This is a genomic window from Streptomyces sp. WAC00040, from assembly GCF_056835925.1.
The window spans coordinates 184,260-205,408 of sequence record NZ_JAKQZE010000004.1 but is presented as its reverse complement, the minus strand read 5'-3'; the positions used below and the strand labels follow the sequence as shown (position 1 = coordinate 205,408).

Annotated in this window: 16 protein-coding genes; 12 read left to right on the top strand and 4 right to left on the bottom strand. The window is 73.3% G+C overall.

The window, feature by feature from the left end:
- The first annotated feature begins 10 nt into the window (after positions 1-10).
- The 7 genes from MDN94_RS31380 to MDN94_RS31350 all read left to right on the top strand — a co-directional run bounded on the left by MDN94_RS31380 (position 11) and on the right by MDN94_RS31350 (position 8,911).
- The gene (locus MDN94_RS31380) at positions 11-967 is read left to right on the top strand and encodes an aromatase/cyclase (protein ID WP_482729239.1); all 957 of its coding nucleotides are present in this window, start codon (positions 11-13) and stop codon (positions 965-967) included.
- 354 nt (positions 968-1,321) lie between these two features.
- Entirely contained in the window at positions 1,322-2,179 is an 858-nt protein-coding gene (locus tag MDN94_RS31375) for an AfsR/SARP family transcriptional regulator (RefSeq protein ID WP_482729238.1), read from the top strand.
- Between the two features lie 40 nt (positions 2,180-2,219).
- Positions 2,220-2,873: a ScbR family autoregulator-binding transcription factor gene (locus tag MDN94_RS31370; RefSeq protein WP_482729237.1), complete on the top strand. Its 654-nt coding sequence runs from the start codon at positions 2,220-2,222 to the stop codon at positions 2,871-2,873.
- Positions 2,874-3,024: 151 nt separating this feature from the next.
- A complete protein-coding gene (locus MDN94_RS31365) occupies positions 3,025-3,789 on the top strand; it encodes an acyl carrier protein (RefSeq protein WP_482729236.1) in 765 nt (254 codons plus the stop codon).
- Between the two features lie 17 nt (positions 3,790-3,806).
- Positions 3,807-5,558 carry a beta-ketoacyl [acyl carrier protein] synthase domain-containing protein gene (locus MDN94_RS31360; protein WP_482729235.1) on the top strand — a complete coding sequence of 584 codons (1,752 nt, stop codon included), beginning with the start codon at positions 3,807-3,809 and terminating at the stop codon, positions 5,556-5,558.
- Positions 5,555-6,400: a 4'-phosphopantetheinyl transferase family protein gene (locus MDN94_RS31355; RefSeq protein ID WP_482729234.1), complete on the top strand. Its 846-nt coding sequence runs from the start codon at positions 5,555-5,557 to the stop codon at positions 6,398-6,400. Before MDN94_RS31360 ends, MDN94_RS31355 begins: the two co-directional genes overlap by 4 nt.
- A gap of 198 nt (positions 6,401-6,598) precedes the next feature.
- On the top strand, positions 6,599-8,911 hold the full coding sequence (locus tag MDN94_RS31350; protein ID WP_482729233.1) for a helix-turn-helix transcriptional regulator: 2,313 nt from the start codon (positions 6,599-6,601) through the stop codon (positions 8,909-8,911).
- 41 nt (positions 8,912-8,952) lie between these two features.
- Here the strand turns inward: MDN94_RS31350 and MDN94_RS31345 are convergent, their stop codons facing one another.
- A complete protein-coding gene (locus MDN94_RS31345; RefSeq protein WP_482729232.1) occupies positions 8,953-10,701 on the bottom strand; it encodes a 3-hydroxyacyl-CoA dehydrogenase family protein in 1,749 nt (582 codons plus the stop codon).
- Complete coding sequence (gene ccrA / locus MDN94_RS31340) at positions 10,698-12,050, bottom strand: crotonyl-CoA carboxylase/reductase (protein ID WP_482729231.1); 1,353 nt, start codon at positions 12,048-12,050, stop codon at positions 10,698-10,700. The genes MDN94_RS31345 and ccrA overlap by 4 nt, the downstream gene beginning before the upstream one ends.
- Positions 12,051-12,301: 251 nt before the next feature.
- On the opposite strand from ccrA, the gene MDN94_RS31335 reads away from it, so the two are divergent.
- Entirely contained in the window at positions 12,302-13,066 is a 765-nt protein-coding gene (locus MDN94_RS31335; RefSeq protein WP_482729230.1) for a thioesterase II family protein, read from the top strand.
- Positions 13,067-13,103: 37 nt separating this feature from the next.
- On the opposite strand, the gene MDN94_RS31330 is transcribed toward MDN94_RS31335, so the two are convergent.
- On the bottom strand, positions 13,104-14,180 hold the full coding sequence (locus MDN94_RS31330; RefSeq protein WP_482729824.1) for an AfsR/SARP family transcriptional regulator: 1,077 nt from the start codon (positions 14,178-14,180) through the stop codon (positions 13,104-13,106).
- A 2-nt stretch (positions 14,181-14,182) separates the two neighbouring features.
- Entirely contained in the window at positions 14,183-14,920 is a 738-nt protein-coding gene (locus tag MDN94_RS31325; RefSeq protein ID WP_441267267.1) for a thioesterase II family protein, read from the bottom strand.
- Between the two features lie 270 nt (positions 14,921-15,190).
- Here MDN94_RS31325 and MDN94_RS31320 point away from each other — a divergent pair, with 270 nt between their 5' ends.
- The 4 genes from MDN94_RS31320 to MDN94_RS31305 all read left to right on the top strand — a co-directional run bounded on the left by MDN94_RS31320 (position 15,191) and on the right by MDN94_RS31305 (position 21,074).
- Positions 15,191-16,012 (top strand): AfsR/SARP family transcriptional regulator, encoded by an 822-nt coding sequence (locus MDN94_RS31320; RefSeq protein WP_441267266.1) that lies wholly within the window; start codon positions 15,191-15,193, stop codon positions 16,010-16,012.
- Between the two features lie 82 nt (positions 16,013-16,094).
- On the top strand, positions 16,095-16,859 hold the full coding sequence (locus MDN94_RS31315) for a thioesterase II family protein (protein WP_482729229.1): 765 nt from the start codon (positions 16,095-16,097) through the stop codon (positions 16,857-16,859).
- 863 nt (positions 16,860-17,722) lie between these two features.
- Positions 17,723-20,206, top strand: a complete 2,484-nt coding sequence (locus MDN94_RS31310; protein ID WP_482729228.1) for an FkbM family methyltransferase — start codon at positions 17,723-17,725, stop codon at positions 20,204-20,206.
- 16 nt (positions 20,207-20,222) lie between these two features.
- Positions 20,223-21,074: a 3-hydroxyacyl-CoA dehydrogenase family protein gene (locus MDN94_RS31305; protein ID WP_441267262.1), complete on the top strand. Its 852-nt coding sequence runs from the start codon at positions 20,223-20,225 to the stop codon at positions 21,072-21,074.
- Positions 21,075-21,149: the final 75 nt, after the last annotated feature.

The window sequence follows — 21,149 nt, the reverse complement described above, 5'->3', positions numbered from 1 at the left end:
AGGATGAGAGATGTCCGCTGAGCGAGTGCACGCAACGACGCACGAGGTGAACGTGGCCGCGCCCGCCGGCGTGGTCTACGGCCTGATCTCGGACGCAGTGCAGTGGCCGCTGTTCTTCCCGCCCAACGTCCATGTGGAGAGGCTCGAGTTCGACGGCGCCGGCGAGCGCCTGCGCATGTGGGCGACCGCCAACGGACAGGTCAAGTCCTGGACCTCCCGGCGGGTCCTGGACCCCGAGCGGCGCCGCGTCGAGTTCCGCCAGGAACTGCCCGCCCAGCCCGTCAAGTCCATGGGCGGCACCTGGATCGTCGAATCGCTGGGCGCCGAGAGCTGCAAGCTGACCCTCCTGCACGACTTCACCGTCGCCGACGACGCCCCCGACGACGTCGCCTGGGTCGAGCGCGCCACCGACACCAACAGCCGCGCCGAGCTGGCCAACCTCCGACAGCTCGCCGAGCGCTGGAACCGGCTCGACGACCTCGTCCTGTCCTTCGAGGACTCCGTCCGCGTCGACGGCCCCGCCGAACTCGTCTACGACTTCCTCTACCGGGTGGGCGACTGGCCCGAACTCGTCCCCCACGTCTCGCGCCTGGACCTGACCGAGGACCAGCCCGGCGTGCAGGTCATGGCCATGGACACCGTCACCGCCGACGGCTCCACCCACACCACCGAATCCGTCCGCGTCTGCTTCCCCCACGCCCAGCGCATCGTCTACAAGCAGACCGCCACCCCGCTGCTGATGTCCGCCCACACCGGCGAATGGTCCGTCGTCCCCGACGAGACGGGCGTCACCGTCACCTCGCAGCACTCCGTCGTCCTGCGCCCGGAGAACATCGAGCCCGTCCTCGGCCCCGACGCCGACATCCAGACCGCCCGCCGCTACGTCCGCGAGGCCCTGGGCCGCAACAGCACCGCCACGCTCAACCTCGCCAAGAAGCACGCGGAAAGCGCGGTCCGCGTCCTTTGACACCGCCCGGACCGCACCCGCCCGGCCCGCCCGGCCCCGCCGGGCGGGCCGCGCTGCGTCGGCGACAGGACCGCACGACGGACCACCGCTCCGCACACAACCCCCTCAGAAACCGCTTACGCGGTTTGTAAATTGAGGGTGTGTTCGAGCCGTCGCGGCTTAAGGTGGGTGGACGGGGGAGGTGATCAAGACCTCCGAAAAAGCTTGTCCAGCAAGGGAAGTAGACGTTCCGCAGGTGGCGGGCGGTGCACGGGAAACAGGGCGGACGGTCCTATATTGACAAACCGTCCGCCCTGTTTTTTACTCGTTGTGCAGGAGGAGTACTCGCATACATGCGCGAACAGGGGAGACGGCGTGGATATCGAGGTGCTGGGGGAGTTCGGGGTGCGGGTGAACGGGGTGTCGGTGACGCCGACGGCACCCAAGCCGCGTCAGGTGCTGGCGCTGCTGGCGCTGCACGCCGACCGGGTGGTCCCGGTGGCGTCGCTGACGGAGGAACTGTGGGGACAGTGCCCGCCGCGCAGCGCCCGCACGACACTGCAGACATACGTGCTGCAGCTGCGGGACCTGATCTCAGGAGCGCTGGCGTCGACCGGTGACGGCAGAACCGGCGACGGCGCGCCCGGCGGAGGCGGGTCGGCGAAAGAAGTGCTGGTGACCTCCCCGGGCGGCTACGTGCTGGTATCGGGGGGCGGGACCAGCGACGTGGGGGAGTTCGAACTGCTGGCGGGGCGCGGCTACCGGGCGATGGACGCCGGGGACTTCGCGGGGGCGGCGCGGGTGCTGCGCCAGTCCCTGGAGCTGTGGACGGGCGGGGTGCTGGCCGATGTGCAGGCGGGAGCGCTGCTGCAGATGCACGTGCGCAGGCTCGAGGAGAGCCGGCTGTGCGCGCTGGACCAGCGGATCGAGGCGGATCTGCGGCTGGGCCGGCACCGTGAGGTGCTGGGCGAGCTGACGGTCCTGGTGAGCCGGTACCGCACGCACGAGAACCTGCACGGTCAGCTGATGCTGGCGCTGCACCGGTCGGGCCGGCGCAGCGAGGCGCTGGAGGTGTACCAGCGGCTGCGGGGGACGCTGGTACGGGAGCTGGGACTGGAACCGTCGGCCGCCCTGCGCCGCCTGCAGCGGTCCATCCTCACCGCCCAGGCCGACACCGTCCCCGACAACCCCGCCACCCGCACGGGTGAGCGGTTGTCCCGTGTGGCCGGCTGAGGCCCGGCCAGGACGTGCAGGGTCAGGAAGGAGACTGGGGATGCAGGCCAGGTCGGAGCGGACCCGTCGCGGGCTGGTGCACGCCGGGGCGCTGATGTTCGACCGTCACGGATTCGCGCAGGCGACGCTGGGCCAGATCGCCGGTGCCGCAGGAGTGACGAAGGGGGCGCTGTACTTCCACTTCGCCTCCAAGGACGCTTTGGCCGACGCGGTACAGGAACACGGCCGACAGGCGCTGGGCGACTTCGTCCAGGAGCAGTGGCAGGTGGGCGCCGCGCCGGTGCAGACACTCATCGACCTGACGCACTGGCTGGCCCGGATGCTGCACGAGGACCCGGTGGTACGGGCCGCGCTGCGGATCGCGAACGAGTGCGCCGGCCGGCAGCCGCCCGTCGCCGACGTCCACCGGACGTGGACCACCGAGGTACTGCGGCTGCTGGGCCAGGCCCGCGCGGCGGGTGACCTGAACGAGGACCTGCCCGCCGAGGGCTGCGAGACGCTGCTGTCGGCGGTCGTGTGCGGGATCGGGGTCCTGGCCTGCGCCACCGTGCCCCCGCCCCGCCCCGGCGAACTCGCCGACCGGGTCACCGCCCTGTGGCAGCCCCTGCTGCCCGCCCTGGTCCCACCCGGCCACACCACCCGCTACCGCACCCGGCCTCCCGCCGGGCCCGGCATCACGGCCGAGGCGGCGTGAAACGGCCCGCCCTCGCGGCGAAGAGACCGTAACGAGCCCCGGCCGGGAACCCGGGTCCGGCCGAAACGGCGGAGACCGGCCGGGCCGCGATCCACCATCCACGCCTCTTGTCACCGGCCCGGCCGGGACGGACACCCCTTGGAGCCACGCCATGCCCGCGGAACGCGACAGCGCACCCCGTACCGCCACCGCCGCACCCACCGACGACGTGGTGAGCGAACTCGTGACCATGCTCGCCGGCGTACTGCACCTGAAACCCGAGAAGATCGACCCCGAACAGACCTTCCGGGCCATCGGCCTGGACTCGCTGCTCGTCGTGGAGTTCGTGGCCACCCTCAACGCCCGCTACGGCACCGCCGTCAAGGCCGCCGCGCTCTTCGACCACCCCACACCGCTGGCCTTCGCCCGCCATGTGGCACGCGAACTGGGCATGCCCGGCCAGGCACCCGCCTCCACCGCCTCGGCATCCGTCCCTCCCTCCCGCACCCCCGCGGCCGCCGCGCCCGCCGGACCCGTCCTGGACGTCCTGCGCGAGGAACTGGCCCGCATCCTGTGCTGCGACCCGTGGGACATCGACACCACGGCCGCCTTCAACCTGCTGGGCGTCGACTCCATCCTCGGCTCGGAGTTCGTGGCCGTCATCAACCGCACCTACGGCCTGCGCGAGCGGCCCGTCACGCTGTACGACCACCCGAGCCTCGCCGCGCTGGCCACCCACATCAGCGGCCTGCTGCCCACCACCCCCACCCCGGCAACCCCCGCCCCCGTCGCCGTGCCCGACGCGGACACGGCCACGGGACAGGCACCCGCCGCGGCGCAGGGCCGGACCGCGGAGCTCGGCGCGCTGCTGGACGCCGTACGCGGCGGGCGGATCTCGGTCGACGAGGCCCTCGGCCTGCTGTCCGCCCGGTCCTGAAACACCCAGGGGGGATCATGGACGAACGTGAAGTGCTGACCCGGTTCAAGGCCGGCACGCTGGAACGGGCCGACGCCGTGCGGCTGCTGGTGAACGCCGGCACGCACACCCCGGACACCGGTCCGCCGCCGCCCCTGCCCGCCGCCCACCCGGCCGGGCCCGCGCCCGCCGCCCAGGACGGCACGGGTGTCGCCGTCGTCGGGATCGCCGGCCGGTACCCGCTCGCACCCGACCTCGACCGCTACTGGGAGAACCTGCGCGAAGGACGCGACACCTCCTCCGCCGGCCCCTCCCACCGCCCCGGCCCCCACCCGCTCACGGCCGGACAGCGCGCCCATTTCCTCGACGGCGCCGCCGACTTCGACCCGGCCTTCTTCGGACTGAGCGCCGACGAGGGCGCGCTGATGGACCCGCAGGAACGCATCTTCCTGGAAGTCGCCTGGGAGGCGATGGAGAACGCCGGCTGCACCGGCGCCCGCCTCGACGCCCTGACCGGACCGGACGGGCAGACCCGCAGCGTCGGCGTGTTCGCCGCCGTCACCACCGCCGACTACACGCTCCTGGCCGCCGAGGCCTGGGCGCACGGCGGGCGGCAGATGCCGCCCAGCGGCCACTGGGGCCTGCCCGGCACCCTGCAGACACTGCTGAAACTCACCGGCCCGGGACAGGCCGTCGACGCAGCCGCCTCCTCCGGACTCGCCGCCGTGCACCTGGCCACCGAGGCACTGCGACGCGGGGAGTGCGCGCTCGCCGTCGCCGGCGGGGTGGAACTGCTCCTGCACCCCTCCCGCGGACGCCACCACGCCGGCGAGGGCGCCGGAGCCGTGGTGCTCAAGCCGCTCGCCCGCGCACTCGCCGACGGCGACCCCGTCCACGCCGTCGTACGCTCCACCCGCACCTGGTGCGGCCCCGGCGGCGCCTGCGCCCCCGAGGGCGACCTGCACGAGACACACCGCACGAGCCTGCGCCGGGTGGGCGACGCCGGGGCGGCCACCGGCCTCGCCGCCCTGACCTCCGCCGTCCTCCAACTGCGGCACGCCACCCTCGCCCCCGCCGAACCGGACGGCACGGCCCGCCCGTGGCCGCGGCCCCGCGACACCCAGGGCCGTGAACAGCCACGCCGGGCCACCGTCGAGATCGCACCGGACGGCGGACCCGCGGCCCGAACCGTCCTCGAGGAACACCTGCCACCCCCACCGCAGCCGGCACCTGACGACGACGTCCGGCCCGGCGAGCAGATCCTGCTCTCCGCGCCCACCCCCGAGCACCTGCGCGCCGACGCCGCACGGCTCGCCGACTGGCTGGCCGGCCACGGCCACCGGCCCACGGACACCCCCGCCGCCCTGGCCGACGTCGCCCGCGCCCTGCGCGCCAAACGCTCCTGCCGGCCGTGCCGGATCGCCCTGCCCGCCGACGACACCGACCACCTCGTCCACCGGCTGCGCGAGTTCGCCGACACCACCTCCACACCCACCGGCCTCACCGACGCCACCGGGACACGCTTCGCCGACCTGCGCGACGCCACGACGGACCCGCTGGGCATGGCACAGGCACCCGAGACCCGCGACTACCTCACGGCACTGTGGCGCGGCGGCCGCACCGAGACACTGACCCGGCTGTGGCTGTCCGGCCTCGACATCGACTGGGCCGCCCTGCAGCACCGGCCCGGCGCCGCCCCGCCGCCCCCACTGCCCCCCTCGGCGTTCCTGCGCCGCCAGTTGTGGCTCGGCCGGCCGCCCGCAGGGGAAGGCGCGGAACAGTCCCGATGACCAGCCCCGCGACGGCGGACCTCCCCGAGGCCGCCCCGGGCGGAACCGAACCGGTCAAACTGTGGTTCTGCCCCAACGACGAACTCGCCCCCGTGATCGCCGCCACCCTGGCCACCCACTGGCTCGACGAGCACGAACGGGAGATCGCCGCACGCTTCCTGTTCGAACGCGACCGGCGCCAGTACCTCGTCGCCCACACCCTGGTCCGGCGCGTACTCGCCCTGGAAAGCGGCGTCCCCGAGGCGGAGGCCGTGATCTGGCGCTCCTCACGCGGCCGGCCGTTCCTGCAAAAACCCGCCCAGGGACTGCCCCGCGGCGGCCGCGAACTCGACTTCAACCTGTCGCACGCCCACGGCCACAACCTGCTCGGCGTCGTCCGCCGCCACCGCATCGGGGTGGACGTGGAACGCCTCGACCGCGCCGACCGGGGACTTGCGACCATCGTGGAGACCTTCGCGGAAGAGGAACAGCAATGGGTGGCCGACGCCGCCCCCGGCCGGCCGCGCGACCGGCGCGTCCTGCGGCTGTGGACCCTGAAGGAGGCCTACGCCAAGGCACGCGGCCTCGGTCTCGGCCTCGCCTTCGACAGCTTCGCCTTCCACCTCGCCGAGGACATGGGCGTCCTCGGCTTCCGCCCGCCCCCCGACGAGGCACCCGGACGATGGCGCTTCATGGAACTGGAACCCGTACCCGACGTGTTGGCCTCGGTGTGCGTGACCGCCGACACCGACCACTCCCAGACGCTGCACCTCTACCACGGCTTCCCCTGGAGCCGCACGGCCCACCGGCAGCTCACACTGCCCGAACCGGCGCCGGTACCGGTGGCGACGTCTCGGCCGTGAACGACCTGCTCGTCGGCCCGCTCTCCTCCCCGGCCTGAAGGCTGTCCCGGGAGAAGCCGGATGAACCCGCGCCGCACGGCGGCCGGTCGAGCCGGACTCCGGTGCAAGACCAGCGACGCCTCTGCCGCCCGGGGCAGACTCTCCCGAGGACCGAAGAAGGGGCCGCGCACGGCCCCGACGAGGCGGGGGGGGGCGCCGATGGAGCTGGTACGGCGAGAGAACCAACTCGGCCTGCTCCAGAAGCTGCTGGCGACAGCCCGGCAGGGCGGGGCGGCCGCCGCCCACATCACCGGCAGCCCCGGAACCGGCAAGAGCGTCCTGCTGCGCCGTTTCGCCGAACAGGCCGCCCACCACGGCGCGCTGGTCCTCAGTGCCTGCGCCACCCCCACCGAGACGGACCTGCCGCTGGGCGTGGCCGGCCAACTCCTCACCGGCGCCGGCGGCCCGGCCGCCGGCCCCCACGCCCCGGGCCCCGGCGCCGGGGACACCGAGCTGCCGGGCACCGTCACCTCCGGTCCCGACGCCTCCCGGCTGCTGCACCACCGGCTGCGGGAACTCGCCGCCCGCCACCCCCTCGTCGCGCTCGTCGACGACGCCCAGCACATGGACGAGGCGTCCGCGCGCGCCCTGCTCCACCTGTGCGGCCGGCTCACCGCCTCCCGGATCCTCCTCGTCCTCGCCGGCCCGCACCCGGCCCGCCCCGTCCCCCTCCCGCCACCCCTGGCCGAACTGCTCAGGCACCCCCACTGCACACCCGTGCCCCTCGACGTCTTCGACGAGGCGGCAGTCGCCTCCTGCCTCGCCACCCACCAGCCCGGCCCGCCCGCCGCGCCGCTCCCGGCCGACCAGTGGCACCGCTTCAGCGGCGGCAACCCGCGCCTGCTGGCCGCCCTCGCAGAGGACCACCGGGCCTGCGGGCCCGTGCGCTCCGCACGCCCGGTGGCCGGCACCGCCTTCAGAGCGGCCGTCGCCGCCTGCCTGCGCAGCGCCGGACCCCTCACACAGGCCACCGCCCGCGCCCTGGCCGTGCTCGCCGACACCGCCACCCTCACCGCACTGGCCCGGCTGCTCGGCGTACCCGAACGCGCCGTCGGCCCCCACCTGGCCGAACTCGACGCGACGGGCCTGCTGGCCGACGGGCGGCTGCGCCACGCAGGCGTCCGCGCGGCGGTACTGGAAGACCTGAACGCCCAGGACGCCGCCGGCCTGCACCTGCGCGCGGCCGCCCTGCTGCACGAGGACGGCGCCGGGCCCGGCGAGGTGGCCCGCCACCTTCTCGCCGCGGACGCCGCAGGCACCCCGGCACCCGGACCCGCCTGGGCCGCCCCCCTGCTGACCCGCGCCGCACAGCACGCCATGACGGCCGGCGCCCCCCGACAGGCCGCCGCCTATCTGCGCAGCGCCGCCCGCCGCAGCGGCGGCGGCAGCCGGCGGGAAGCCCACCTGCTGGAAATGCTCGCCCGCGCCGAGTGGGAGAGCGACCCGGCCGCCGTGACACGCCACCTCGACCCGCTCGAACAGGCCCTGACCGCAGGACTGCTGGAGGGCCCGCACCTCCTGGGCGCCGCCGGTCTGCTGCTGTGGCACGGACAGACCGACACACTGGCCCGGACACTGGCCCGGCCGGCCGCCGGCCACGCCGCTCAGCAGGCGACCGCCGCACTGGCCTTCATCCGGCCCGGGACGGCCCCCGCCCTGCCCCGGCAGGACGATCCGCACCCTGCGGCCGAACGGGCCCTCGAGTCGATCGCCTACGACCACGCACCGCCGGCCCCCGTCGCCGCCGTCCTCTCCGCCCTGCTGCACACCGCGGAAACCGGGCAGCCGGCCCGGTGGCGCACACTGCTCCCGGGAAGCGGCAGCAGCCGCCGAACCCCCGCCCGCCAAGCCGTCGCACAAGCGGCGGCCGCGGTGGTGTGCGCCCGCACCGGCGCCTACGACAGCGCCGCCGGCCACGCGGCGACGGCGCTGGCCCTGCTGCCGCCGCCCGCCTGGGGAACGGCCATCGGAATACCGCTGTCGGCGGCCGTGCTCGCCGCCACCCGGCGCGGCGACCTCGACGAGGCGGCACGGCACCTGGCCGTCCCCGTACCGGAGGCGATGTTCACCACCCGCGCCGGACTCCACTACCTCCTCGCCCGCGGCCACCACCAACTGGCCGCCGGCCGCCCGCAGGCCGCGCTCGGCGACTTCCACGCCTGCCGGGACACCCTGGAACGCTGGCAGCTGCACCCCGCCACCACAACCCTGGACTGGCGCACCCCCGCCGCCGAGGCACTGGCCGCCGGCGCCGGCCACCACCCGCAGGACGGCCACCCGGCCCGCACGCTCACCGACGCCGAACGCCGGGTCGCCGTCCTCGCCGCCCGCGGCTCGACCAACCGGGCCATCGCGGCCCGCCTGTACGTCACCCCCAGCACCGTCGAACAGCATCTGACCCGCATCTACCGCAAGTTGCGCGTCACCTCCCGCGCCGACCTCGCCCACGTCGTGACAGCGGACCCGCCCTAGGCCCTCCCGGGCACGACGGGCCGGTCCGCGACGTCACCCGGTCAGCGGCGGGCGGCCGCCGTGCGCAGACCGCGGCCGTTCTTGCGGCCGAGCAGACCCGCGGCCACCAACTGCTCCAGCGCCGGCGAGGGACGGTACTCCGGCGTCCAAAACCGTTCGTGAAGCCGGTGCTGGATGGCCAGCGACACATCGAGACCTATGGTGTCCAGCAGTGCGAACGGGCCCATGGGGAAGCCGAATCCGTGCTGGACGGCCGCGTCGATCGCCTCGATGTCGCACCCGGGGCGCTCCAGCAGCGCCAGCGCCGCACCCAGATAGGGGAACAGCAGGCTGTTGACGATGAAGCCGGTACGGTCCGGGCACTCGACGACCGTCTTGCCCAGCGCCTCGCAGAAGGCACGCGCGGTGGACCACACACCCGGGTCCACCACCTCGGTGCGCGCCAGCTCCACCAGCCGCATCACCGGGGCCGGGTTGAAGAAGTGCATGCCGACCACGTCCGCCGGCCGGCCCGACGCCTCGGCGCACGCGGTGACCGACAGGGAGGAGGTGGTGGTGGCCAGCACCGTGCCCGGCGCGCACACCTCGCCCAGCCGTGCGAACAGCGCACGCTTGACGTCGAGATCCTCCGCGACCGCCTCGATCACCAGGTCGCAGCCGGCCAGGGCCGCCACGTCGTGCGCCCCTTCCAGGAGTTGGCAGGCCGACGCCTTCACCTGCGCCGTGACCTTGCCGCGGCGCACCGCGCGGGTCAGGGATTCGGCCACGCCGGCCAGCGCCTCCCGCGCCTTGTCGGCCGAGCGCGCCACCAGCACGGTCGGATGCCCGGCCGCGGCCGTCACCTCCGCGATGCCGCGCGCCATCGCACCCGAGCCCAGCACGCCCACCCGGCCCACCGGCCCGGCGCCCGCACCGCCCGCCGCACCGGCAGGGGCCGCCTCGAGCCGCTCACCGCGCTCGTCCCAGGTGTAGAAGCCGTCCCCCGTCTTCACCCCCAGCCGCTCGGCCGCCACCATCCGGCTCAGGAGCGGAGCGGGCTCGAAGGCACTGTCACCGGTGCGTCGCCACAGGCCGGTCAGCGCACGGTGGGCGGCGTCCAGGCCGATACGGTCGAGCAGTTCCAGCGGGCCCGCGGGCAGAGCGCAGCCGAACCGCATCGCGGTGTCGATCGCGTGCTGCGTGGCGTAGCCCTCGTCGAGGAGGATCACCGCACGGTTGAGGAACCCGAGCACCAGCGCGCCGGCGTCGTCCGCCGCGCGCGCTGCGGCCGTGACCGGCGTCAGACCGGTGTCGGTCACCAGCGCGTCGAGCGCGGCCGCGGCCTGCGGCGAGGTCAGGGCGGTGCGGTGCGGCCGGACGGGAGCCGCGGGCAGGGGCGGCGTGAACAGGTGCAGTGCCGCGACATCGGCCGGCCGCCCGCAGGCGAGGGCCAGGCCGGTCACGGACAGCTCCGCCGTGGTGGTGAGCAGGGGAGTGCCGGGCGGGCAGGCGGCGACGATCTGCGCCAGCGCGGCAGACTTGGCGGCCGTGTCGTCCGGCACGCACTCGATCACCAGGCCGGCGTCGCGCAGCAGCGTGTGGTCGGCGGTGAACGTGACCGGCGCACGGCCCGGGCCGTCGCCGGCGATCGCCTTGAGCCGCCGGGCGGCGCGGGCCAGGACGTCCAGGTCGGCGTCGACGGCGACGACCGGCCGGCCCGCGTCCACCAGACGGTGCAGCAGGGCCTCGCCGGCCGACCCCAGGCCGACGATCCCCGTGACGGGGACGGGGACGGGAACGGGTTCTGTCATGAGACCTTGGCCTCCCCTTCGCGGAAACGGTTGATGGCGTCGATGTGCTTCTCACGCATCTCCGGGTCACGCACGCCCAGGCCCTCCTCGGGGGCGAGCGCGAGGACGCCGACCTTGCCCTGGTGGAGGTTGCGGTGCACGTCGTACGCGGCCTGCCCGGTCTCCTCCAGCGCGTAGACCTTCGACAAGGTGGGGTGGATCCTGCCCTTGGCGATCAGACGGTTGGCCTCCCACGCCTCGCGGTAGTTGGCGAAGTGCGAGCCGATGATCCGCTTCAGCGACATCCACAGGTAGCGGTTGTCGTACTCGTGCCGGAAGCCCGACGTCGACGCGCAGGTCACGATGGTGCCGCCCTTGCGGGTGACGTACACGCTCGCGCCGAACGTCTCGCGGCCGGGGTGCTCGAAGACGATGTCGACGTCCTCGCCGCCGGTGAGCTCACGGATACGGGAGCCCAGCCGCTTCCACTCGCGCGGGTCCTGGGTCTGCTCGTCCTTCCAGAACCGGTAGCCCTCCGCGCTGCGGTCGATGACCGCCTCCGCGCCCATCCTCCGGCAGATGTCCGCCTTCTGGTCGCTGGAGACGACACAGATCGGGTTGGCGCCGCCGGCCAGGGCCAACTGCGTGGCGTAGGAGCCCAGTCCGCCGCTCGCACCCCAGATCAGCACGTTGTCGCCCTGCTTCATCCCGGCCCCGTTGCGGGAGACGAGCTGCCGGTAGGCGGTGGAGTTCACCAGACCCGGGGCCGCGGCCTCCTCCCAGGTCAGATGCTCGGGCTTGGGCATCAGCTGGTTCGACTTGACCAGCGCGATCTCGGCCAGCCCGCCGAAGTTGGTCTCGAAACCCCAGATCCGCTGCTCTGGGTCGAGCATCGTGTCGCCGTGGCCGTCCGCCGACTCCAGCTCCACCGACAGGCAGTGCGCCACCACCCGGTCCCCGGCCTTCCAGCGGTTCACACCGGGGCCGGTGCGCAGCACGACCCCCGCCAGGTCGGAGCCGAGTACGTGGTACGGCAGGTCGTGGCGGGCGGCGGCGGGGGAGAGCCGCGCGTAACGCTGAAGGAAGCCGAACGTCGGCAGCGGCTCGAAGACCGACGACCAGACGGTGTTGTAGTTCACCGACGACGCCATCACCGCCACCAGCGCCTCGCCGGCCGAAGGCATCGGCACCGGCACGTCCTGCAGATGCAGCGACTTGCGCGGATCCTTGTCCGCGAAGTCCATCGCCTCGAACATGCCGGTGTCCTCCTTGCGGACCACGGCACCGCGGTAGCTGTCGGGAAGCGGCACAGCCGCGAAGTCCTGCGGCGTCGCATCCTCACAGAGAAGGGCACTGATGATCTCGTCCACGTGAATTCCCTGGTTTCTCTCGGGAGTCGAGGAGCGCGCAGCGCGCCGGGGCACGGCCGGAGGGACGCGGCACAGGCACACGGCAGGCACTGCGCCGAGCCTGTGCCACCACGGCCGGCACCGGTAACCCCCGACGCCCCCCTACATTCGCCGGCGCCCCGAGCACAGGGGGATGTCAGGGGAAGCCGCCGCGGCCGGCGACCGCCGATGGTGGTCTCAAGCCCTGCTCGTGACCGGCTAGGAGAGACCCCATGACCGCCCTTACGGGAGACACCCCCTGGTTCAGGAACTACCGACCGGCCCCCGACGCACCCCTGCGGCTGGTCTGCCTGCCGCACGCCGGCGGCGCGGCCACCTTCTACCACCCCGTCGCGCAGGCGCTGTCCCCGCGCATCGAGGTCCTGGCCGTCCAGTACCCGGGCCGGCAGGACCGGCGCGAGGAACCGGCCGTCACGGACATCGCCGTGCTCGCCGACACGATCGCCGAGGCTCTCGCCCCGCGGACCGACCGGCCCTACGCCCTGTTCGGGCACAGCATGGGCGCCACCGTCGCCTTCGAGGCCGCCCGCCGCCTCGAGGCCGCCGGCCGCGGGCCCGCCGCGCTGTTCGTCTCCGGCCGCCGCGCCCCCTGCCTGGATCGCGAGGGAGACCTCCAGCCGCGCACCGACGAGGAAGTCGTCGCCGAGATCCGCGCCTTGAACGGCACCGGCGCCGAACTCCTCGACGACGCGGAGGTCCTGGACATGATCCTGCCCGCCCTGCGCGCCGACTACGCGGCGGTGCGCCGCTACCGCTACAGCGACGGACCCGCGCTGCGCTGCCCCGTCACCGCCTTCACCGGCGACAGCGACCCCAAGGCATCCGCGGCGGACGTCGGCGCCTGGGCCGGGCACACCGGCTCCGCCTTCGAACTGCGGGTCCTGCCCGGCGGCCACTTCTTCCTCGTCGACCAGCAGCACGAGGTCCTTCGCACCGTGGAGCAGCACCTCACCGCGGCAGCGGCGGTCGCCGTCTGAGAACGTGCACCGGACCGCAGGCCCGGGGCCGCCGCGCTCAGCGGGCCCGCGCCCGCGGCGGCTGCAGCCCCTCGGCCACCATCGCCTCGAACCTGCGCACCAGCGCCTGCTGCTGAAGGCCCAGCTCGTCGATACGGCGCTGCAGCCGGGCGATCTCGCCCCCCAGATCCACCACGCCGTCCCACCCCACCACGCCGTCCCACCCCACCGAGCCGTCCGGCCCCACCACGCCGTCCCGTCCCGCCGCGCCGTGCGGCCCCGCCTGCCGCGGTGGTGCCACGGCCACCGACGGGGCCGACAGGCCGGGCGCATGATGGAGAATCGCCTCCATCCGGCCGCGCAGCGCCGGACCCGGCTCGATCCCCAGCGCGTCCACCAGCCGGCGCCGCGCCCGCTCGTACACACCCAAAGCCTCGGCCTGCCGGCCACTGCGGTACAGGGCCACCATGAGCAGGTCGTAGAGACGTTCCCGCAGCGGATGGTCGGCGGTCAGTTTCTCCAGCTCCCCGGTGATCTCACCGTGCTGGGCACAGCGCAGGCTCGCGTCGTACAGCGTCTCCAGCGCGGTGAGCCGGTTCTCCTCCAGCCGGTCGGCCTCCGAACGGCAGATCGGCCCGTAGCAGCTGTCCTGCAACGCCGGCCCGCGCCACAGCGCCAGGGCCCGGCGCAGCAGCTCCGCCGCCTGCCCGGGATCGGAGGCGATGGCCGCACGGCCCTTCGCGGACAGCCGGTGGAAGGCCTGGACGTCGGTCGTGGCCCGGCCCAGGCTCAGCAGATAACCGGTCGGCAGCGTGCTGATCCACTCGTGACCCGCCGCCCCCGGCCCGTCCGCGGCGGGCAGCAGCCGCCGCAGCCGGGCCACATGGGCCTGCAGCGCGTTCGCGGCGTTCGCGGGCGGCTCGTCGCCCCACAGCTCCTCCGCCAGCCGGTCCACACTCAGCAGCCGGCCCGCGTGGATCACGAACGCGGACAGCAGCGCACGCTGCTTCGAACCGGGCGGCGCGATGTCCGCGCCGGTGAGCCCGTCGCGTATCTCCACCGGCCCCAGCAGCCGGAACTCGGTCGGCGCCGTGCCCCGCGCCGCCGGAGGGGCGGGGCGGACCGGCGCCGGCACGGTCAACGGGGCACCGCGCGCACGGCGCCGTCCAGGGCCAGGGCGCAGTGGACGTCATCGGCGATCTGCCCGGTCAGCGCGGAGGGATCGTCCTGGAAGTAGAAGTGCCCGCCGTCGAACAGATGCAGGCCCACGAAACGCGTCGACCGCTCGGCCCAGCCGGCCAGCCGCCCCGGCGGGGCCACCGCGTCACGAGTGCCGCCGAAGACCGACAGCGCCACGGGCAGCGGCTCGGTCTGCGGCTTCGGACGCCAGGTCTCCACCAGCCGCAGATCGCCCCGGATGGCCGGCGCGAACAGCTCCCACAGCTCCGCGTCCTCCAGCACCGCCGCGGGCGTGCCGCCCATCGCGGCCAGCTCACGGCGCAGCCCGGCGTCGGACAGCAGATGCCTGCCGCTGTTCTCGCCCTGCGGCAGTGGCGTGCTGCGCGCCGACAACCCCAGCCACAGCGGCGGCCTGCGCCCCAGATCCAGCAGCCGCCGGGTCAGCTCGTAGGCCACCAGACCGCCCATGCTGTGCCCGAACAGTGCGTAGCGGCCCTGGAGTTCGGGCCCCAGCTCATCGAGGAAGTGGTCCACGAGCCGGTCCGCGTCCCCGATCGCGGGACGGTCGGACAGCAGACCGCGGCCGGGGGCGTCCACCAGCCGCACGTCCCAGCCGGCCGGGAAACGGCCGGGCCAGTCGCGGTACAGCAGATGCGAACCACCGGCGTGGTGGAACACGAACAGGCGCAGCTCCATGGTGCCTCCGTGGTGCCCGTCTCGACGGTCCCGTGTGCGGAACCACGGACGATAGCCGCCCGGCAAGGACGGTGTTCAGCCGTCCGAGTCTTCTTCGACCACCCGTACAAGCGTTCTCGATCGAACGGCTCCTTCCGCCGAAGTGCCTTGTTGGAGGGCTGCTCAAGCACGGGTCGAAATCTCGGGGCCGTCCTTCGAACGCGACTAGCGTGCTGCGCGCCGACGGCTTTGAGCCATCGAGGGAACTCGACCAGGTAACGGGAGGAAACCGTGGAGATTCAGGTTCTGGGTCCGTTGAGCGCACACGTCAACGGAATGTCGATCGTTCCGACCGCGGGCAAACCACGCCAGATTCTGGCGCTGCTCGCCTTCTACCCGGGGCGGGTCATGCCGGTGCCGACCCTGATGGAGGAGATCTGGGGCACCGAACTGCCCCAGAGCGCCATGACCACCCTGCAGACGTACATCCTTCAGCTGCGCCGCCGACTGGGCACCGCGATGGGCCCCGACGCGCCGGGCACCGCGAAGGAGGTACTGGCCACCCGGCACGGCGGATACCTGCTGCAGATCCCGCCGGAGGCCGTCGACGTGCACCGCTACGAACAGCTGGTGTCGGCGGGCCAGAGCGCCTTCGAGGACGGCGAGGACGAACGGGCCGCGCACCTGTTCCGCGACGCGCTGGCGATGTGGCACGGGCCGGGGCTGGTGGACGTGCGGGTCGGCCCGATCCTCGAGATAGAGGTCCTGCGGCTGGAGGAGAGCCGGCTGGTCACCGTGGAGCGGCGGATCGACGCCGACCTGCGCCTGGGCCGGCACAGCGAACTCATCGCAGAACTGACCGACCTGACCGCCCGCCACCCGCAGCACGAAGGGCTCCACTCGCAGGCCATGGTTGCCCTGTACCGCTCGGGCCGGCAGGCCACCGCGCTGGACATCTACCGCAGGCTGCGCACACGGCTGATCGAGGAACTGGGCGTGGAGCCCTCGCCCCAGCTGCAGCGGCTGCACCACGCCATGCTCACCGTCGACCCGGCGCTGGACGTGGTCAGCGGCCCACGCCGCGGCTCCACGTTCGGCCTCTACGCCGCCTGAGCCCGAGCGGATCTCGAGGCGCGCAGGCGATCCTGGTACCGGCGCACCCGGCCCCAGGGCGCCCCAGGAGGAGGGACGACAGATGTCGGACGCACAGCCGGTACGGCTCCACTGCTTCGCGCACGCGGGAGCCGGTGTCTCCTCCTTCCACGGCTGGCCGGCCGAGCTGGGGACGGGCGCCGTGCCCGTGCCCCATCTGCTGCCGGGCCGTGAGGCCAGGCGCCGCGAGCCGCGCATCACCGGCCGTGAGGCCCTGCTGAGCGATCTGCTGGGCATCTTCACGCACGAGCCGCCCGGCCCGTACGTGCTCTACGGCCACAGCCTCGGCGCGATGGTCGCCTACACCCTCACCCGCGCCCTGCACGAGGCAGGCCTGCCGGGGCCCGCGCTGCTGGCCCTCGGCGCCTGCCCGCCACCTGACGCCGCCTCCGACCTCGCCGACGCCTGCCGGGACGGCGACGAGCGGCTGCTGGCACTCCTCGGCGAGCTGGGCGCCCTGCCGGAGGGCGCCCTGCCCGGCGGGTTCTGGCATCGGGCCGTGATGCCGGTCCTGCGTGACGACCTGCTGCTCGCCGACGCCCTGCGCACCGCCGCCCGCGAGCCGGCCCCGGCCGGGCCGCCGCACGTTCCGCTGCTCATCGTCTCCGGCGTGGACGACCCGCTGGCGCCGGCCGCGGCGATGGAGGGCTGGCGGGCCTGGAGCACCGGGCCCGCGGTGTCGCGGACCGTGCCCGGGGACCACTTCTTCGTACGCGGCAAGCACCTGCCGCGGCTCCTCGGCCGTGCCTGCCGCGTCGTACGGCGCACCGCGCAGGCGGGCCCCGTGCCGGCCACGTCCCCCGCCTGACCACACCCCCGGCCCGCGCGGGGCATCAGCCGCTCCTCCACCGGGCCACCCGCCGCGCTCTCCACATCGACCGCCACCGGTGAGGCGCCGGCCATGCGGCCACGATCCCGCCGCCGGCGGCATGCTCACCGACAGGCCGGGGAACCGGCCTGCCGTGCCCTGGCCCGCCGCAGCGCCCCACGCTTTTTGACGCAGCGTCACCGGTGTGGTGGCCGGCAGCCGGCGAAACGCCGCACGCAGGGCCACGCCGGCAGATGCGCGGCGACGAAGTCACGGCGCTGCGGCCGGTGCCGCAACGCCGCCGCACGCCGCCTCTCGTCGTCGGCACCACGGCACCGCCCTGCCGGGCGACGGCCCGCAGCACGCCGGCGGCCCGCTCCCGCATCACCACGGCCACCGCGTGGCACCGGTCCGAAGCACGCCGATGACGGTCTTTGGACAGAGGGCGCGGAAAGAAAGGGGGAGCGGGACAACCCCGTTCACGGGAGCGCATTGAGCGTAGAAGACGTGCGGCTCCTGCTTTCCGTTAATCCACCCCTCGTTACGGCCGCCCTAAGGGCCGGATCAGGAAAGACTCGAGAACCGCTCGAGCCGCGGCAGCGGAATTCCTCAAGATGCCGCCCCACCGACCCGAGGCAGGTCAAAGGGGCTTGACACTGAAACAGACCGGCAAAGAAGCTGACGCAGAACTACGTGGACCGAGCCTTTTCCGTATGCGTCACGGGGCCCCTGCGCACCGCGCAAGAGAGACGGCCCGATTGCGGATTGAGTGAGACCAAAGGCTGCGCTGCTACCAATTGGTCCACCCGTCTCCGGCATTCCCCGACCTGTGCGGCCCTGCCCTGCGACAGCCAAGGAGTGGCATGAATCCCCATCCGACACCCGTGTCCGTCCGCGACGACCACACGGTGAGCCCGTGGCACCTGGCGCTCCTGGCCGGTCCCGGCGCAGCGGACCTCGATGCCGGGATCGCCGCGCTCCGGTCCCGCTCCGCGTGTCCCGTCACGTCCCACGACGCACTGGTCACCGTCCACAGCGCCGGCGATGCGACCGCGACGGCCGGCGTGCGCCGCGCCGCCCTGCTGACCGCCGCCGGCGACGAGAGCGCCACCGCCGAGATACGCCCCAAGGACGCCGCGACCGCGCCCGCCGCCGAGCGGCCGGTCGCGTTCATGTTCCCCGGCCTCGGCGACCACTACGTCGGCATGGGGCAGGGCCTGTACCACCACTTCCCGGTCTTCCGGGAGCACCTGGACCGCTGCGCCGACCTGCTCGCCGCGGAGCTGGACCTCGACATCCGCGACGCCCTGTTCCCGCAGGACCAGGCCCCCGGCGCACCGGCGCCGGCCATGGACCTGCGGCAGATGCTGGGCCGCGACAGCGGCCCCCGGAGCGACGCCGAGCGCCGCCTGAACCGCACGGGTGTCGCCCAGCCGGCCCTCTTCGCCGTCGAGTACGCGCTGGCGCAGCTGTGGGAGTCGTGGGGCCTGCGCCCGAAGGTCATGATCGGCTACAGCCTCGGCGAGTACGTCGCCGCCACCCTCGCCGGGGTGCTGACCCTCGAGGGCGCCGTCAAGCTCGTCGCCCAGCGCGCCCGGCTGATCGACCGGTCGCCGGAAGGCGCCATGCTCGCCGTCATGCTCCCCGAGGACCAGGTCACGGCCCTGATCGGCGAGAAGCTGTCGCTCTCCGCCGTCAACGGACCCGAGTTCTGCGTCGTCGCCGGCCCCGGCGCGGCCGTGGACGAGCTCCACACCCGCCTCATGGAACAGGGCGTGGCCGCCCGCCGGGTGAAGTCCACCCACGCCTTCCACTCGGTCATGATGGAGCCGCTGGCCGCCGAAGTCACCCGGCTCGCCGCCACCTTGGACCTCAAGGCGCCGAGCATCCCCTACATCTCCAACGTGACCGGCCGGCAGATCACCGACGAGCAGGCCACCGACCCGGCCTACTGGGCCCGCCACCTGTGCAGCCCGGTGCGGTTCGCCGACGGACTGGCAGCCCTGGGCGCCGAGCCGCTCCTGCTGGAGACCGGCCCCGGACAGACCCTCAGCAGCCTCGCCGCCACCGCCCGCGACGGCGACACCGCCGCCATCGTCGCCTCCATGCGCCACCCGATGGAGCCGCAGGACGACACCGCCGTCCTGCTGAAGGCCCTCGGCCGGCTGTGGACCGGCCACGCACAGGCCGGCTGGGACACCTTCCCCGCCACCGGCATCCCCACCACCGGCCACACCGCCACCGCCGCCGTCCCGCAGGGCGCCCCGGAGCTGACCGACACCCAGGCCCGGCTGCACACGATCTGGTCCCGGCTGCTCAAGTCGGACGCGCTCCCCACCGACATCGGCTTCTTCGAACTGGGCGGCAACTCCCTGCTCGCCACCCGCCTGATCCTGCGCATCGAGCGCGAGTTCGGCGTCGAGCTCACCCTGCGCCGCGTCTACGAGATGCCCAGCATCGTCCAGATGTCCGCCGCCATCGACGCGCTGCTCACCGGCGACGAGCCGACCGCCGCCGAGACGGCCGCCTGGACCGCCGCGGCCGACGCCCGCCCCGCCTACCGGCTGCCCAACGGCCTGATGGTCCACCACCAGAACGAGGCCGAGACCAAGCACTTCTACGAGGACATCTTCGACCACCGCACCTACGCCAAGAACGGCATCACCATCGAGCCCGGCGCCACCGTCTTCGACGTCGGCGGCAACATCGGCCTGTTCACCCTCTTCTCCCACTACGAGGCCGACAACGTCGAGATCTACACCTTCGAACCGGCCCCGCCCATGTTCGAACTCCTCAGCCGCAACGTCGCCGAACACGGCGTGAACGCCAAGCTGTTCAACATCGGCATCTCCGACAGCGAGACGGAGGCCGACTTCACCTTCTACCCGCGCAGCTCCGGCATGTCCTCCTTCCACCCCGACGAGGACGAGGAGAAGCGCAACCTGCGCACCATCATCGCCAACCAGCGCGCGGCCGGCGAGGCCGAGGAGGGCATCGAGAAGCTCGACGCCTACGCCGAGGAACTCATCGACGTCCGCTTCGACGCCGTCCCGTTCAAGGCATGGCTGCGCCCCCTGAGCGCCGTCATCGCGGAACAGGGCGTCGAACGGATCGACCTCATCAAGATCGATGTGCAGAAGAGCGAGCAGCAGGTCCTCGACGGCATCGCCGACCACGACTGGCCCAAGATCCGCCAGATGGTGCTCGAGGCCCACGACGGCGACGGCCGGGTCGCCCACCTGACCCGGATGCTGAGCAGCCGCGGCTTCACCGTCCACGCCGAACAGGACGAGATCTACGTCGGCACGGACATCTACAACATCTACGCCCTTCGCAGCGACCAGTAAACGGAGTCGACGGACCATGGAATTCAAGACCGTAGGGGTACTCGGCGCCGGGGTCATGGGCGTCGGCGTGGCGCAGAACCTCGCCCAGACCGGACACCGCGTCGTCCTCGTGGACATCTCCGAGGACGTCCTCGAGCGCGCCCGCAAGGAACTGCGCACCAGCCTGCGGACCTACGCCCTGTTCAACAGCAAGGAGAAGGTCGACTTCACGGCGGTCCTGGAGAAGATCGAGTTCACGGTCGACTACGAGCGGCTCGCCGACGCCGACTTCGTCGTGGAGAACGTCACCGAGGACTGGGGCATCAAGCAGCAGGTCTACGAACGCATCGACAAGATCTGCCGGCCCGGCACCGTCTTCGCCGTCAACACCTCCGCCATCTCCATCACCCGGGTCGGCTCCGCCACCGGCCGCCCCGAGCGCGTCGTCGGCATGCACTTCATGAACCCGGTGCCGATGAAGCCGCTCGTCGAGGTCATCCGCGGCTACCACACCACCCAGGAGACCCTGGACACCGCGGCGCGCTTCCTCGCCGAACTCGGCAAGGAATGCATCGTCGTCCAGGACGTCCCCGGCTTCGTCTCCAACCGCGTGCTCATGCTGACCGTCAACGAGGCCGTCTTCCTCGTCCAGGACGGCGTCGCCTCCGCGGCCGAGGTCGACCGCATCTTCAAGGGCTGCTTCGACCACCGCATGGGCCCGCTGGAGACCGCCGACCTCATCGGCCTCGACACCATCCTCAAGTCCGTCGAAGTGCTCTACGAGAGCTTCAACGACGACAAGTACCGGCCTGCCCCGCTGCTCAAGAAGATGGTCGCCGCCGGGCTGCTGGGCCGAAAGAGCGGCCAGGGCTTCCACAGCTACGCCTGAGCGGCACGGGGCCGCGGCCGCCCGCGGCCCCCGCCGTACCCGACCCCACCGGACGAGTCCACCAGAGACAGGGAA